This is a genomic window from Kouleothrix sp. 19917 (genome assembly GCF_057073505.1).
Window position 1 is genome coordinate 4,645,498 of the sequence record NZ_CP097099.1, and the last position, 15,841, is coordinate 4,661,338.

Annotated in this window: 7 protein-coding genes and 1 pseudogene; 1 reads left to right on the forward strand and 7 read right to left on the reverse strand. The window is 65.3% G+C overall.

The window, feature by feature from the left end:
- Nucleotides 1-136: 136 nt before the first annotated feature.
- Nucleotides 137-1,306: an MFS transporter gene (locus tag M1P90_RS18920; protein WP_483696849.1), complete on the reverse strand. Its 1,170-nt coding sequence runs from the start codon at nt 1,304-1,306 to the stop codon at nt 137-139.
- Between the two features lie 234 nt (nt 1,307-1,540).
- On the opposite strand from M1P90_RS18920, the gene acnA reads away from it, so the two are divergent.
- Nucleotides 1,541-4,351: an aconitate hydratase AcnA gene (acnA, locus tag M1P90_RS18925; RefSeq protein WP_483696850.1), complete on the forward strand. Its 2,811-nt coding sequence runs from the start codon at nt 1,541-1,543 to the stop codon at nt 4,349-4,351.
- A gap of 77 nt (nt 4,352-4,428) precedes the next feature.
- On the opposite strand, the gene M1P90_RS18930 is transcribed toward acnA, so the two are convergent.
- The 6 genes and pseudogenes from M1P90_RS18930 to M1P90_RS18955 form a co-directional block, all read right to left on the reverse strand.
- Nucleotides 4,429-5,712 carry a multicopper oxidase domain-containing protein gene (locus tag M1P90_RS18930; RefSeq protein WP_483696851.1) on the reverse strand — a complete coding sequence of 428 codons (1,284 nt, stop codon included), beginning with the start codon at nt 5,710-5,712 and terminating at the stop codon, nt 4,429-4,431.
- 464 nt (nt 5,713-6,176) lie between these two features.
- Nucleotides 6,177-7,763 (reverse strand): hypothetical protein, encoded by a 1,587-nt coding sequence (locus M1P90_RS18935; protein ID WP_483696852.1) that lies wholly within the window; start codon nt 7,761-7,763, stop codon nt 6,177-6,179.
- 370 nt (nt 7,764-8,133) lie between these two features.
- Complete coding sequence (locus tag M1P90_RS18940) at nt 8,134-10,344, reverse strand: S8 family serine peptidase (RefSeq protein WP_483696853.1); 2,211 nt, start codon at nt 10,342-10,344, stop codon at nt 8,134-8,136.
- Nucleotides 10,341-12,284 carry a copper resistance CopC/CopD family protein gene (locus tag M1P90_RS18945; protein WP_483696854.1) on the reverse strand — a complete coding sequence of 648 codons (1,944 nt, stop codon included), beginning with the start codon at nt 12,282-12,284 and terminating at the stop codon, nt 10,341-10,343. Before M1P90_RS18945 ends, M1P90_RS18940 begins: the two co-directional genes overlap by 4 nt.
- Before the next feature lie 37 nt (nt 12,285-12,321).
- Entirely contained in the window at nt 12,322-12,780 is a 459-nt protein-coding gene (locus M1P90_RS18950) for a hypothetical protein (RefSeq protein ID WP_483696855.1), read from the reverse strand.
- A 2,538-nt stretch (nt 12,781-15,318) separates the two neighbouring features.
- A pseudogene (locus M1P90_RS18955) lies at nt 15,319-15,840 on the reverse strand (multicopper oxidase domain-containing protein); the annotation flags it as partial.
- Nucleotide 15,841: the final 1 nt, after the last annotated feature.

Here is a 15,841-nt window from a genome sequence, read left to right on the forward strand (position 1 = left end):
CGCAAAGAACGCGAAGGGTTGCAGGTCTGGGCGTATTGCTATACGCCCGTTCTCGGTTCTCGGTCTGGGCGTATTGCTATACGCCCGTTCTCGGTTCTCGGTCTGGGCGTATTACTATACGCCCGTTCTCGTCCCCTCACACCCGCAGGCGGCGGGCCAGCGCCAGCACCGCCACGCCGCTCAGACCGACGATCAGGAGCGCGGCGCGCAGGGAAACCGCATCGGCCACCCAGCCGGTGATTGGCGGGATGATTATAAAGCCGGTGTAAGCCACCGACATAATGCCGCCGGTCACCAGCCCGCTGCGGCCGGGTGCCAGCCGCGCGCCCGCGCTCAGCACCGTTGGCACAATCCCGGCCACCGCCAGGCCCATCAGCATAAACGCGGCGACGGCCAGCCACAGCCCGCCCGCCAGCAGCACATTCGCCAGCACCAGCCCCGCGCCCGAGAGCAGCAGCGACGCGCGCATGCCCCAGCGGCCCACCACCCAGGCATTCACAACGCGCCCGGCAAACATCGCGCCATTAAACAGCCCAAACACCGCGCCGCCCAACAATGCGTCGGCCCCAAGCTCGTGCAGGTAGATCACCGACCACAGGTTCGCCACGCTCTCGCCTACCACGCCCATCACGCACAGCGCCGCCAGAATGAGCATGGCGCGCTGGCTGAACAGCAGGCGCAGCGTTGCCAGCGGGCCGGGCGACTCCTGCGCGGCGCTGTCGGTCGGCGGGAAACGCGCCGGCAGCGAAAGGAGCAGCATCACACCGCACAGGCCGGCCAGCGCGAACAGCACCACCCCGTAGCCAAGCCCCTGCCCGAGCATCAGGCCGGCGGCAAACGCGCCCAGCACCGCGCCCGCGCTGAAACCGGCATGCAGCAGATTCATCACACTGCGGCCAGTGGCCTGCTCCCAATCGAGCGTCGCGCTGTTCGCAGAGGTTTCCAGCAGGGCCGCGCCCGCGCCAGCCAGCAGCAGCGCCACAATCAGCATCGAAAGGTCGCCCGCGACAGCCAGCAGCGCATTGGAAGCCGCCAGCAGAACGAGCGCAACGATAGCTAAGGTTTTTTTGCCAAACCAGTGTGCAAGCTGCGCGCCGATCATCAGCAGCCCAACGGAAAGCAGCGGGCCAAGCAGTTGGGCCGCGCCAAACTGCGCTTTGCTCAGCGACAGGGCGCGAATCACTTCGGCCCACAGCACGCCCTGCGCGCCGATCAGAATGCCAAACAAGGCCAGGTAGCTCAGCAGAAGCGCAAATACAGCCCGCGGGCGCCAAGCAATGCCCGGCGCGAGTGGTTGCGAAATCATAGTGCCTCGAAATTTTTGCGCACAGCAGGGCAGCGTGTACGCGTAGGGGGTATGCTGCCAGTATAGCGCATTCCCCCCAGTTTTCTGGTATAGAAGTTATCTATCGAAGAAACAGAAAGCATTTATTTCTCAATTGGCGCGGGAAGGGCTATAATACAGCGCATAAGAAAGCACCCGCATGCGGTACAATACGTCCCAGCCAGATAGGGTCTAGCCCAAGAAAGGTTTGTTGCTATGAGTGACGCTCTCACCGATCCGTTTGGAGCGCGCGCACCATTAAGCGTGGGCGGAAAACAGTACATCATCTATCGCCTCGATCAGCTGGCGGCGCGCACTGGCGCCGACCTGAGCACGCTGCCGTTCTCGGTAAAAGTCGTGCTCGAGGCGCTGCTGCGCAACATTGGCGATGGCTTTACCGACGAGGCAGACGTTCGGGCGCTGGCGAGCTGGACGCCCAGCAGCGCCGGTAAGCGCGAGATCGCCTTCAAGCCCGCGCGCGTGCTGATGCAGGATTTCACTGGCGTGCCGGCCGTTGTCGATCTGGCGGCAATGCGCAATGCGATGCAGCAGCTTGGCGGCGACCCGGCGCGCATCAACCCGCTGTCGCAGGCCGATCTGGTGATCGACCACTCGGTGCAGGTGGATGCGTTCGGCAACGGCATGGCGCTGCAGATCAACGCGCAGCTTGAGTTCGAGCGCAACCGCGAGCGCTACGAGTTCCTGCGCTGGGGCCAGCAGAGCTTCAGCAACTTCAGCGTGGTGCCGCCGGCCACCGGCATCTGCCATCAGGTCAATCTCGAATACCTGGCGCAGGTTGTGCTGACCAAGACGATTGATGGCGAAACCGTGGCCATGCCCGACACCCTGGTTGGCACCGACAGCCACACGACCATGATCAACGGTCTGGGCGTGCTGGGCTGGGGTGTTGGCGGCATCGAGGCCGAGGCCGTGCTGCTGGGCCAGCCGCTGGCAATGCTCACGCCCGAGGTGATTGGCGTGAAGCTCACCGGCACGCTACGGCCGGGCACCACCGCCACCGACCTGGTGCTGCGCGTCACGGAAATGCTGCGCAAGCAGGGCGTGGTCGATAAGTTTGTCGAGTTCTGCGGGGCGGGCCTGAGCGCGCTGAGCCTGGCCGACCGCGCCACCATCGCGAATATGGCCCCCGAGTATGGCGCAACCTGTGGCTTCTTCCCGGTGGATGAAGAAACCCTGCGCTACCTGCGCGGCACCGGCCGCGACGAGGTCGCCCCGCTGGTGGAAGCCTACGCCAAGGCCCAGGGCATGTTCCGCACCGACGACTCGCCCATCCCGACCTTCAACACCCTGCTGGAGCTCGACCTGAGCACGATCGAGCCGAGCATGGCTGGCCCGCGCCGCCCGCAGGATCGCGTGCAGCTGAACGACCTCAAGCGCTCGTTCTGGCAGGCCATGAAAACGACCTTTGGCCGCGAAGTAAACACCAACGACGAGGCTGGCAAGGGCTACATCCGCTGGATGGGCGAAAGTGGCAACGAGGCCGAGCCCGAGCAGGCGCCGGTCGTCAGCCGCTACGACATCTACAAGGGCAGCGCCGCATCCGTCACGCTCGACGGGACAAGCAGCACGCTCACCCACGGCGCCACCGTAATCGCCGCGATTACATCCTGCACCAACACCTCCAACCCTTCGGTGATGATCGCCGCTGGCCTGCTGGCGAAAAAGGCGGCGGCGCGCGGCCTGAAGCCGCAGCCCTATGTCAAAACCAGCATGGCCCCTGGTTCGCGCGTGGTGACCGAGTACCTCAAGAAGGCCGACCTGCTCGACGACCTCGACGCGATGGGCTTCAACGTGGTGGGCTATGGCTGCACCACCTGCATCGGCAACTCCGGCCCGGTGGCCGACGAAATCGCCGCCGCGGTGAAGGACAGCAACCTGGTGGTGAGCGCGGTGCTCAGCGGCAACCGCAACTTCGAGGGCCGCATCAACCCGGTGGTGCGCGCAAACTACCTGGCCTCGCCGCCGCTGGTGGTGGCCTTCGCCATCGCCGGCACGGTCGATATCGACATGCGCTACGAGCCGCTCGGCACCGGCAGCGACGGCAAGCCCGTCTACCTTGCCGACATCTGGCCGACGCAGGAAGAAGTGCAGACCGCGATGGCGAATTCGGTCACGGCCGAGCTGTTCCGCGAGCAGTATGGCAACGTCTTCACCGGCAACGAGGACTGGAACCAGATCCCGGTGGCCGGCGGCGACCTGTACGCCTGGAACGACAGCTCGACCTACATCCAGAACCCGCCCTACTTCGTGGGTATGACCCGCGACGTGCCGGCCCTGCGCTCAATCGTCGGGGCGCGCGCGCTGGCCGTGCTGGGCGACAGCGTGACAACCGACCATATTTCGCCAGCCGGCAGCATCGCCAAGGATAGCCCGGCGGGCCGCTACCTGGTGGAGAATGGCGTCCAGCCGAAAGATTTCAACTCGTATGGCGCGCGGCGTGGCAACCACGAAGTGATGATGCGCGGCACCTTCGCAAACATCCGCCTGAAAAACGCCATGGTTCCCGGCGTCGAGGGCGGCTACACGGTCTACCTGCCCACCGGCGAGCAGATGAGCATCTACGACGCGGCCATGCGCTACCAGACCGACGCAACGCCGCTGGTGGTGCTGGCCGGCAAGGAATACGGCACCGGCTCCAGCCGCGACTGGGCGGCCAAGGGCACCTTCCTGCTGGGCGTGCGCGCCGTCATCGCCGAAAGCTTCGAGCGCATTCACCGCTCGAATCTGGTGGGCATGGGCGTGCTGCCGCTGACCTTCCTGAACGGCGAAAGCGCCGCGTCGCTGGGCCTGAACGGCACCGAAACCTTCACCATCGAGGGGATCGAAGACCTGCGGCCCGGCCAGGAGCTGACGGTACGCGCCGAGCGCACCGACGGCACGACGCTCAGCTTCCCGGCGCGCGTGCGCATCAACTCAGAAGGCGAGCTGGCCTACTACCGCAATGGCGGCATTCTGCACTATGTGCTGCGCAACCTGGCCGCGCAGGGCGAGCCAGTGTCGGCGTAAGCACACTCGGTTCTGGCAACACAAAGCGCCGCCCGAATTGGGTGGCGCTTTGTGCTGGGAAGCTGGTTGAATTTCGATCAGCTCGTGTGGGCGCGGCCCGTGATCTTGCAGTAGAACGAGTACAGCGCATCGCCGGTGCTGTTCACCGCTGCCGCTGCTGGCGAGCCCCAGCCGCCCGCGCTGGCAGAAGGTGCGCCGCTCTGCGGATCGACCGTGAAGGTAGCAAGCATGCCTGCCAGAATATGGTCGTTCACATGGCAGTGGAACAGCCACGTACCGGGGTTGTCGGGCGTCATGTCGAGGATCTTCATGCTGCCCGGCAGCAGCTCGACCATGTCGGTGCGCATGCCCATCTGCCCGCCGCTCATCAGCAGGGTCTGGCCGTGCCAGTGTGGCGTATGCAGATCGACTTCGGTGCCCATGCCAATCGTGTACCAGCGCACCCGCTCGCCGACGCGCATCCGCAGGCCGGGCAGGTTGCCAAACACATAGCCATTGATCGAGTGCATCAGGTTGCTTTCGCCGAACTCTTCGTCACCTTCCGGCGGTGCATCCGGCGCGTTGATGTGGGCCTTGATATTTTCCGGCAGGTAGGGCGACTGGTTTTCATCCGACACCAGGAACATCGTGACGAATTCGCGATCAATGTCGGCCGGCGAACCATCTTCCCGGGCTTTGCCACGCGCCGTAATGATCATCGGGCCAATCAGGCCGCTGTAGCTGTCGCCCACTTCGTCGGTGTGCGAGTGATACATCCACAGCACCGAGCTGCCATCGCCGGGGCCAGGGCCAGCGCGCTCGGGCACCTGCCAGGTGTAGGTGTAGGTCGTGCCGGGCGCAACGCCATCGTCGCCTTTGTCGGCGCTGCCGGTGCCGTCGTTGTAGGGCGCGCCTTCGGCATTTTTGTTATAGAACACGCCGTGCGGGTGAATGCTCACCGGCAGCTCGGTGTTGTTCTTGAACTCGACAATAATCGTGTCGCCCACCTCGGCGTGGATGGCCGGGCCAAGCGTACCCAGGTGCTCCCACTCGGGCGCAGCTGGCTTGCGCGTGCTAAAGGTGTTATCCGTGTATTCACGGTAGAGCGCCTTGCGGTAGACGCGCCCGATGCGGCCAGGGCCAGCGCCAACAAATACGTTTGCCGCATCGTCGAACGGCTCACCGGTAATTTGATTTTTGCCGCTTGGCGCGTAATCCCAGTTCACCATGTCGGCGGCGATGTAGTAGTGGCGCGTTTTTCCCGCCGCTGCACTGCTCGGGCTCACCTGCCGAAACGCAAAAAACCCGATTACCGCCAGCAGCGTGCCATACCCAACAATCATCATCCACCGCGGCCCAATTGACCCTAAGAGCTTCTTCATGCCATCCTCGCTTTGTGCGATAGGGTGCGGCACCGCGCCTGGGCAATGGTGGGGCCACATACGATAGAGCGCATTCTGAACACATACGGCGAGCCGCCCGAGAGCAGGGTTTCGGCGCTCGCGCTGAATCATTCTTTTGGCCTGTGCCAGTGTCGAACAAAGGCAGTATATCGGCCAAATGCTGGTTTTTGGTGATCTGCGAACCAGCACAAATGACGAAACCTTTATGGTGCAATAGTGGCCCTTTACCGCTCTCTGATGCCGAATACATCACAATAAGCGTTGATCTCTCAGCTACTATGAGCAGTGACAAAACGTTTATTCTTTGGAAGCTTAATCAAAAACTAAGATTTGTGTGGTAGTGCGCAAATTTGCTTCTCAATACATCGAACGCGCGCCAGGTTGCTGTTTGAACCTGGCGCGCGTCCGACTTTTGGCGGAGTTTATACGAATGTATGGTGCGGTTAGCTATCCACGAGCGGCACCCAGGCGCGTGGCAAGAGCTCCAGCGCGCTGCCTGGCTGGAGGCGCATGCGCGCCACGACCGGCACAGCGATTGTCCCGTCGCCGCCCACTTCTACGGTGAACAGTGTCATGCTGGCGCTTGCGACCGAGCCAACCAGCGCGTCGACGGTGTAGGTTTCAACCTGGCCGGGCGCGAGCGCGCCACCCGTGAAGCCGCCGTCGGTTGCGACAAAGCCACTGCCCTGGCCCTGCGCCTTTCCACTACCCAGCAGGATGAGGGTGTTGCGTGGCGTGTCGAAGGGGAGGGGCGCGCTGTGAATGCTGATGATATTGACCGGGCCGGTGTTGGTCATGGTGACCGTGAAGCGTATGATATCGCCGGGGCTGGCCGGGCCGCCCGGGTCGCCGCTCAGGTTGGTGGCGCTGGCGGTGGCGGCCAGCTGCGGCTCCGCGCCGCTGACGATCACGGCGCGCGGGCCGGCCCATGCGCTTGAGCTGCCCACCCGATTGGGATGCGCCGGGTCGGCCAGGGTGCTGGCTGCATAAACGGTGACGGTGCCGCTGGGCAGGGTGCTGGTGAAGGTGTAGTTACCAGTTGCGTCGGCGGTGGCGCTGCCCGCGCGCGCAACGGTGAGCTGGTTGTCGAAGAAAATATCGACCAGCGACAGCGGGTTGGCCGTGCCAGAGACCGCAACGCTCAGGCCGTCGGCGCTTTGCGCGCTGCCGATTGTGGGCGTTGCGGCCCAGTTGTTGGCGTGGGTCGGGTCGTCGTCGCCGCCAAACGCGCCGGGCGGCACAAAGCCCGCCAGCCCGCGCGGGAACGGATCGCGGATGCTCACGCGCTGCGCCGCGCCCGTGGCATCGGCCCCAACCGTCACGCTGGCGTTGCGTACACCGGCATTCTCATCGCCGCTGCCGCCGGGCGCATCGCCCAGGCGCGTATCGCTGCCGGCCGGCGTGACGCTCACCGCCTGGGCGATGTAGTTGCGGCGGATGATGGCGTGGTCGCCGTCGATCACCAGCGCGGCGTGCCAGGGCGGCTGGTTCAGTGGCATGCCATCGCCATCCACCGAGCGGCCCAGCCCCACGCCGCAAACCTCGACATCGGTGCCAGCGATGCGCACGCTGACCAGGCCGCGCAGCAGCGCAATATGGCGCAGGGTTGCATGGGCGTTGAGCACCATCAGCGTGGGCATGGCCTGCGCGGGCGCAAGCACGGGGTCGGCAATAGTTACCTGTGGGGCAGTGTAGCTGCCGCAATCGGCCTGGCTGCGGCGGCCGCCAACCGCGACATTGGCCGGCACCACCAGCGGGCCGTTCTGCGGGTCGAGGTAGATCGTGTCGGCCCCGATGTCGCCGAACTGAACATCTTCGCCGTCGGCAACATGCGCCAGCACAAAGCGCAGCGAGCCGCGCCGGCTGGCCAGGTCGCCATCGGCGGGGTTGTCGCCGGCGCGATCAACCAGCCAGCTGCTGGACCATGCATACACTGGCAAGACGACGCCCGCCAGCAGCACCGCCAGCCACCAGGCGCACAAACCTGCAAAGCGCCGCCAGCGCCGGGAAGAAAACCGAGCAGAATTCATGGCACATTGCTCCTGTACGAAGCCACCGGCACAGCCGAGCCGGTGCACGCGAAACTGCCAATGCGCAAGATCATGAGACAAAATGTAGCACTTCTGTATACGTCGCAGATTGGCGGGAAAAGTAACGGGGCGCGGGCACTGATGTGCATGCAGGTTGGGATGTGTTCGGCAGGCGTGCCACGTTGCCGTGGCAGAAGCAAAAACGCTGGAGATGTGCGCTCAACCGGGCACAGCGCCCGTTTCCTGTGCCAAAACAGCTTGCCCAGGCACCAGGGCCATATCACAGTGCCAAAACTTCATCCACAGATGGCGCAGATGAGAGACTTCATATCTGCGTCATCTGTGGAGCGCAGCACCAGTTGACATTGCGCTACGGCCCGATCAGCGTGGTGCGCGTGGAAACAAAGGCGTCGAAATATTCGGTGCCGCTGCTCTTCGAGCTGATGCTCGAGGGTCCAAGCCGGACGGTTTCGAGCGTGTAGGCACTGGTGTTCAGGCTGGTGATGGTTTGCTTCAGCGCGCCGTCGATATACAGGCTGAATGCCGCGCTTGCGGCCGACTGCCAGGCGATTTCGATTGGGTGGGCGGCGTTGCTGATGGTGTACCAGCTTGTGCTGGTGGTGCCGCCGCTGCGCTGCACCACCGCACGCAGCTGGTAGGCGCCGCTGCTGAGGCGGTACTGCACGCGGAAAAGAACGGTGCTGCCGCTGTTCAGGCCGATAAAGATGTCGTGCTGGCTTGAGCCGGTGGTGGTGCTGTTTGGGTGGAAGTAGAAGCGGGCGTGATAGGCGACTTCGCTGGCGGGCGTGGTATCGGCCACGTACATGGCCGTGGTGCTGCTGATCTGCGCTTGCATGCCACGCGTGCCTTGCAGCGCCGCCGCGCTCGAAACGCTGAGCTTGCCGCCATTGGTTGCCGAAGAAGCCCAGGCACCCAGCGTGCCGCTCTCGAAGCCATCGGCAAATAGTGTGCTCGGCGTTGGCGTGCTGGTTGGCGTGGTCGTCGGCGTTTTGGTGGCGGTTGGCGTGTTTGTGGGCGTGCTGGTTGGTGTGTTTGTGGGCGTGCTGGTTGGTGTGTTTGTGGGCGTGCTGGTCGGCGTGTTCGTCACCGTGGGCGTGTTTGTTGGTGTGTTGGTTGGGATGTTGGTAGCGGTGGGAGTGTCGGTGGCGCTTTGCGCGGTGGGCGTTGCCGCGCCGCCGCCACCTGCCGCGCGATTATAGGCGGCCAGCGCATTGACTTCGCCCGCGCCAAAGGTATTGTCGGCGCCAGCCACGCCAAGATCGGAAACACTGCCAAGCAGGGCGTCGCGCTGCTGCGCCACCGTCAGGTTCGGGAAGGCGCCAAGCAGCAGCGCCAGCACGCCACTGACGTGCGGGGCGGCCAGCGACGTGCCGGAAGGCGTGTAGTACCAGCCGTACAGGTCGGTGGTGTTGATCAGCACGCCGGGCGCGACCATGTCGGGGTAGGTGCGCGAGCCGCTGCCGCAGGCGGTTGGGCCACGGCTGCTGCCCGAATAAATTGCGCCGCTGTTGTTCACCGCGCCAACCGACAGCGCCTCGGGGTTGTTGGCCGGGCTGGCGCTGGACGATGTGCCCGGGCCGTAGTTGCCGGCCGCAAACACGGGCGTGATGCCGGCCACCACCAGGCTTTGCAGATCGGGCTGGAAATCGAGGTTGCAGCCGCCAATATTGCCCAGCGCCCAGGAATTATTGACGACGTTGGGCGCGTCGGCGGTATTCGGATCATTGTCGGGGTCGAGCAGCCACTGGTAGCTCTGGTGAATCGCGCTTGTTGCTGCGGTGCCGCTGTCGTTAAAGATTTTAGCCGCGATCCACTGGGCCTGCGGCGCAATGCCGATTGAGGTGCCGCCAGCATCGCCGCCGACCATCACGCCCATTGTCCAGGTGCCGTGGCCGTTGGTGTCGAATGGGCTTGCATGCTGGCCATAGGGATCATACCAGCTATTGGAACCGCCACGCCAGCGCCCGCTCAGGTCGGGGTGCGTTACGTCAACTCCAGTATCGAGATTCGCCACCACCACGCCCTGGCCCTGAAAGCCCAGCGCCCAGAGCGCCGGGACATTGATCGCGTTCAGGTTGGCTTCGGGCGCGCTGGAGCTTGTGCTGGCAGTGCGGGGCGGCGCTTGAATTAAGACATCATCGGCAATGCGCGCGATCTGCGGCTGCGCGGCGATCTGCGCAATGGCGTCGGGCGTGCCGGTGATGGCGATGGCGTTGAACACCCACAGTGGCGTGTAGCGCTGCACGTCGCCCGATTTCTTGAGCTTTGCCAGCAGCGTCAGCAATGATTTCTGCTCGTCGTCAGATTTCTTTCGCAGCGCCTTGACCAGCTTTTTCTGGCGAGCCTTGCGATCCGAGCCAGAGATCGTTTTCACGTCGAGCTGATTTTTCAGGATCGCAATGAATTGGACGGGCTGCGCCGTTTGGGCTGCAAGCGAACGCGCAATGCTGGCGTCGATCTGGGTGGGCGCAGATGCGCCAGCGCGGGCCGGGCCCAGCATGCTCAGGCCAAGCGCGGCGGCAAGTGCGATCATTCCGATCCAGTGGGCAGAGCGTTTCATGGCAGTGTTCCTTCGGCACCAGGCGCGCGGCCCGGCTGAGTGTTCGAGATCGTCGGCTGCAATGTACTCGTCGGGGACTGAACAGCGCGCCGCCAGAGCAACAGCCAGCTTGCAAGCGCCATCAAAGCGGCGGCAAGCAGCGCAGCGGCCCATGCCCACGGTGCCAGCGGCGCAGCCGAGATCAAAACCGGGCGGGTGGCCTGCGCGGGCGGCAGAACGGTCCACGGAAGCGTTGTTGTAGCGTCGGGCAAACCAGCGCGCCGGACGGTGACTGTGAGCTGCCACGCGCCGGGCTGGGCCAGCGCGGCGTCCACAATTTCGTAGCGGCCAGCGCCCTGCGGGCGGGCGTTCAGCTCGGGCGTTGCCGCGCCCCCCTGCGAAACCAGCCGCGCGCGAACTTCGTCGATCGGCCCGGGGGCGGGGCGGCGCGTATCGAACACACCCAGGGCGATGAAGTTCTGGCCCGGCCGGTTCGGCTTCAGCGCCACCGTCACCACCAGATCGTCGGCGTGCGTGGTGGCGAGCGCGGGAACCTCGGCGGCGGGCGGGTCGAACTCGGGGCCGCGCGCGGGCTGGCTGGCCGCAAGCACGGCAGCGCACAGCACAACCGCCCCGCCAACCAGCGCCTCGGCGCGCACAGCGCGCCAGATCGGCGGGCGCGCAGGCACGGGCAGGCGGCGCAGCAAGCTGGATACACGGGCGTGCAGGCGCGCAGCGTTGCCGAGGCCCAGCAGCGCGCCAATCACCACCAGCGCGAGCTTCAGCAGCAGCGCGCGGCCATACAAGGTGGTAAGCAGGGCATCGGGCGAGGCGACGTCCCGGGCCATGAGCGCAAGCCCGCTGAGCAGCAGCAGCGCCATGCCGGCAGCGGCCTGCATGCCGAAGCCGCGCAGCATAGCGCGCCCCAGTGGCCTGGCAGCCTCGTCGGCACGCGCCAGCGGCCACACTGCCAGCGCAAGCCCGGCCAGGCCACCGGCCCATGCGCCCGCGCCAAGCAGGTGCAGCAGGCTGGCGGCCGCGCCTAACGGTACTGCACCATCGGCGGCGGCGGCATGGCCCTGAAATGCCTGCGCCAGCAGCGCAACCAGCACGGCCAGCGCCTGCCCCGTCGGGGCGAGCCGCCCACGCGACCGGCGGGCCAGCGGCAGCAGCATCCCCAGCGCCACCAGCGCGCCCTGGCGCAGCAGCCAGGCGTGGCCATAGCCGGTGCCGCTCATGATCTGCCATGCGCCAGCCAGCGCGCTCGTGATGCGGGGGCCAGCAACAATAAACGATTGCAGCAGCAGCAGGGCCACCCCGCCCAGCAGCGCCAGCACGCCCGCCCATTCAGCCAGGGCCAGCAGGCGCACCCGCAGCACGGCGCCCGTTTCGGCAAGTGCCGGCTGTGCGCGAAGGGCGCGTGGCAGCACCAGCAGCGCCAGCGCCAATGCGCCGGCCAGCACCAGCAGCGCGCCCATGTCGGCCCAGCGCAAGGCAACTTCGAAAGGCGAAGGCGTGGCTTCCAGCGCGGCAACGGCTGTGGTATTGGTGGCGTGCTGCACACCAAAAACGATCAGGCCACTGGTGGCATGCAGGTCGGTGTTCGAAAGCGCGCGCCAGCGCAGGCGGTACACGCCCGGCTCAAGGCGGGGCAGATCGACCATCACCTGCACGGCGCTGCTCTGCTCGTTGCGCACGGCCACGGCCAGGCCAGCCGCGTCGGCATGCACGCCCTGCACAGCAACTGCGCGTCCGGCCCCGTCGATCAGCTCGACGGCGCTCATGTTCAGGGCGACAGGTTCGCTGAACCACAGGCGAATCTGCTGCGGCGGGGCATCGAGCACCGCGCCGTCGGCTGGCTCGCTGCGCAGCACAATGGCATGGGCGCTAACAGGCTGCGCGCCCAGCGCAAGCACGAGCGCCAGTGCTATGCAGCTGGCCAGAAATGCGCGTTTCAGCATGGGTTCACCAACCTGTCGTTTCAGAATTCCGCCGCGCCTACTGCGCGATCAGGTGCTCCAGGCGCAAATCGCCAATCACCACCGTCAGCATGCTGCCCGGCTTCACTACGCCCTTCGGGTTGCGATACAGCTCGAAGTAGGTCAGGCCAGGGTTGAGGATATGTTTGTGCGACATGGTGGGCGACGAGTTGATAACTACGCCGCTTGCCTCGTCGATGATATAGGGCTGCGTCGTGGGGTCCTGGTGCATTGCCATCGACTTGTCGGTGTCGAGCACGAGGTAGCGGAAATCGAGCAGGCCGCCGTCGGCAGTGACGCCCACCTGCTTCACGCGAACGCCCCAGCGCTCCTCGATCGCGGCGCTGGTGGGCGGCGGCGCGCCGAGCGGGGCCAGCACGGGTGGCGGGGCGGCGGTTCGCCACCAGAAGCCATACACCGCTGCGACGACGCCAAGCACCAGCACAAAGGGGAAAAGGCTACTGGCAAAAGTTTTCATGCGCGGGTTTGCTTGCAACATATTGTTACCTTTTGGAGGCTTGTGGCTGGGCGCGCGCGACCGTTTCGCACACGCCCAGCCACTCGGGAAAGCAGGGAACTACGGGCCGATCAGCGATGCGACCGAGCGCTTCGAGCTAAAGGCATCGAAGTACATCAGCGTGTTGTTGCCGGTGTTTGTCACACTACCCATCCGCACTGCCGTCACAGCGCCAGTGCTGGTTGTGTTCAGTGACTGAACCTGCGTGCCGCCGACATACAGCCGCAACGTGCCGGGGTTCGGGCCGCCGCTTCCCACGGCCTGCCACACAACCTCGATAACATTGTTAGTAGTCGCGCTGAGGTTCGACCAAGTCGTGTTGCTGGTGCTTGTGCCAAGTTGGATCTGCACCTGCGGCGTCGAACCATTCAAGCGGTAACGCACCCGGAACAGGGTTTGCGAACTGCTAAACCCAGTTCCGCTGGCAGCAACCAGGATATCCTTGCCAGAGCTGTTGTTACCGTTTGGCCGGAAGTAGAAACGCGCGTCGTAGGTGGCCGAGGCCGGGTTGGTGCTCGAGCCAAAGTTGTACTGAACGTAGTTGGCGTTGTCGCCCTGCGCCTGCATGCCACGCGAGCCCACCAGTGCTGCCGTTGTGGTGTTGTTCAGGCGCGAGGTTGTGTTGGTCGAGCGGCTCGTCCAGTTGCCTGGCAGCGTCGTCGGCGACTCGAAGCCGTCGCTGAAGATCGTGTCGGGCACGAGCGAGAACGACCGCGTACCGGTCGCGCTCCAGTTATTCGCGCCGTCGCGCACGCGCACGCCAATGGTATGCGTTCCAGTCGTCAGCGCGCTGACGTTGATCGATGCGTTCAGGTTCACCGTGGCTGCTGGCGAGGCGATCGTCAGCGCGGTGGCGCTGCCAATGCCCGGGTCGGTGTCGATGTAGTACTCAGCCGCCACGATGTTCGAGCTTGGCGACGCGTCGGTGGCAGTGGCCGTCAGCGTAACGCTGTTGACCGCGACCGCCGGGTTGGGCGTAACGACCGGGGTGGTCAGGGTCGGCGCAGTCTTATCGACCAGCAGGGTGATCGACGTTGCCGGGCCCCAGTTGCCGGCCGTGTCTTTGCCGCGCACATACAGCGTATGGTTGCCGGATGCAAGCAGGCTGACGGTTGGCAGCGGGATGTCGGCGTAGGCCGGTTCGTTGCTGCTGTTGAACACGCCATCGACGGCCTGGAACGGGAAGCCCGCGCCCTGCGCGCCCAGCGTGTCGATGAAGCCTTCGCCAGTGGCAATTGCTGTCGCGGCGTCGGAGAGCGTGGCGAACATACGCACGGCGCTGACGCTGGAGTTGAATGGTGTCGTGCCATTGTTCGGGTTCGGGCTGGCGCTCACCGCCGTTGGCGCGGCCGGGCCAACCTTATCCACCACCAGCGTGATTGTGTTGGGCGTGCCCCAGTTGTTCAGCGCGTCGCGGGCGCGAATGCTGATCGTGTGGTTGCCCGCCGCCAGCGCATTCACGGTTGCCGCCGCGATGGTGGCGTTGATGCTGGCGGTTGGCGCGCTTGCGCTCACGCTCATGGCCTGCGCCGTGCCGCCGTCGATCGTGTATTCGGCAGCAGCGATATTGCCGTTGCCGTTCGCTGCGTCGCTGGCGGTGGCCTGAATGCTCACCGCAGCCGTGCCATTGCTGGCTGGCGGCGTCAGCGCCATTGCGCTCACATCCGGGCCCTTCTTGTCGAGCACCAGTGTGCCGGAAGAAACTGCGCCCCAGCCGCTGGCGTTCTGGCCATGGACATAGAAGGTGTGCGAGCCGCTTGTCAGGGTCGTCAGGTTGGCACAGGGCGCGCTGCCGCCCGAAACCGGGATGGTTGCGCTGGCCGTGCCCGCCGAAACGCTCATCGCGCAGCCAGCACCGTTCGCGCCAACCGCATCGACAAAGTACTCGGCTGCGGTGGGCGCGTTGCTCACCGAAGCGGAAAGGGTGATGTTCGCCGTGCCGCTGGTGGGCGACTGGCTAAACGCAACATTGCTCGTCACCGGCGTGCTGCCGCCCGACGAGGTACCACCAACCGCGAGGAAGGTCATCATGCCGCCGAAGTTCAGCACGCCGCTGCTGCGCTGGCTGGCATTGCGCGGCTGGCCGTTGGTGTTATACACGGCATACTTCGCGCCAGCCGGGGCGGTGGCCGGGATGCTGGCAATCACGTCGAGCGTCTGGCCTGCGCCAATCGTCTCGGCGATCACTGTGCGCGCAAACGGGAGCACGCTGCCGTCGGTTGCCAGCACCGTCTGGCGCAGGCCCAGCGCGCCCATCGAGTGCGGCTGCACGCTGGCGTTCACATAGCGCAGCAGCACTTTGTCGCCAGCGGCTACGGGAATCGCGTCGGTGCTGGGGTAGGCTTTGCCGTTGATCAGCCAGAAGTTCGGGTTGAACTTCGTCATGCTGTAGGTCGTGGGCGCGCTGTTCAGGTTGGTGTCGATCTCGCTCAGCACCAGCAGCGCCTCGTCGACATAGGTGCTGGCCGCCGTGCCGTAGGCCGTTGTCGTTGGGTTGGTGCTGGGCCGCACGACAAGCGCGCCGAACAGGCCCATGGCCACCTGGCGCGTGCCGTTGGCGGTCAGGCCCGCTTCGTAGAGGTAGGTGCCGGGCGCGCTGGCAACGAAGGAATAGGTTTTGGTGCCGCCCGCCGCCGCGCCGGTTGTGTCAGGCGCGAGCGCCTGGCCAGGGAACGACAGCGAGCTCGCCTGGCTCAGGCTGTTGTGCAGGATGACACTGACCGACTCGCCCTGGTTGACGATCAGGGTCGGGCCGGGCAGGCCCGCCGCGCCGCCCGAGGTGGCGCTGTAGCCCCAGATCGTCACGCTCGGCATGCCGGGCAGCGCGACGGTGCCAGTCTTCGCCCACAGATCGCAGGTACGAACGCCACTCACAAGGCTGCAGCTCGTGGCAGGCAATGTGGCGGCTTGGGGCGCGGCGGCAGCCCGCGAGGCAGCGCCCATCGCACCCAGCAGGGTCAGCATTGTGACCATTGCCAGGGCTGCGCCAACTCGCAAGAGCCGGTGGATGATTGTGCGCATG

Coding starts and splice junctions, on each gene's coding strand:
- M1P90_RS18920 (WP_483696849.1), bottom strand. CDS start 1,306: ATGATTTCGCAACCACTCGCGCCGGGCATTGCTTGGCGCCCGCGGGCT.
- acnA (WP_483696850.1), top strand. CDS start 1,541: ATGAGTGACGCTCTCACCGATCCGTTTGGAGCGCGCGCACCATTAAGC.
- M1P90_RS18930 (WP_483696851.1), bottom strand. CDS start 5,712: ATGAAGAAGCTCTTAGGGTCAATTGGGCCGCGGTGGATGATGATTGTT.
- M1P90_RS18935 (WP_483696852.1), bottom strand. CDS start 7,763: ATGAATTCTGCTCGGTTTTCTTCCCGGCGCTGGCGGCGCTTTGCAGGT.
- M1P90_RS18940 (WP_483696853.1), bottom strand. CDS start 10,344: ATGAAACGCTCTGCCCACTGGATCGGAATGATCGCACTTGCCGCCGCG.
- M1P90_RS18945 (WP_483696854.1), bottom strand. CDS start 12,284: ATGCTGAAACGCGCATTTCTGGCCAGCTGCATAGCACTGGCGCTCGTG.
- M1P90_RS18950 (WP_483696855.1), bottom strand. CDS start 12,780: ATGAAAACTTTTGCCAGTAGCCTTTTCCCCTTTGTGCTGGTGCTTGGC.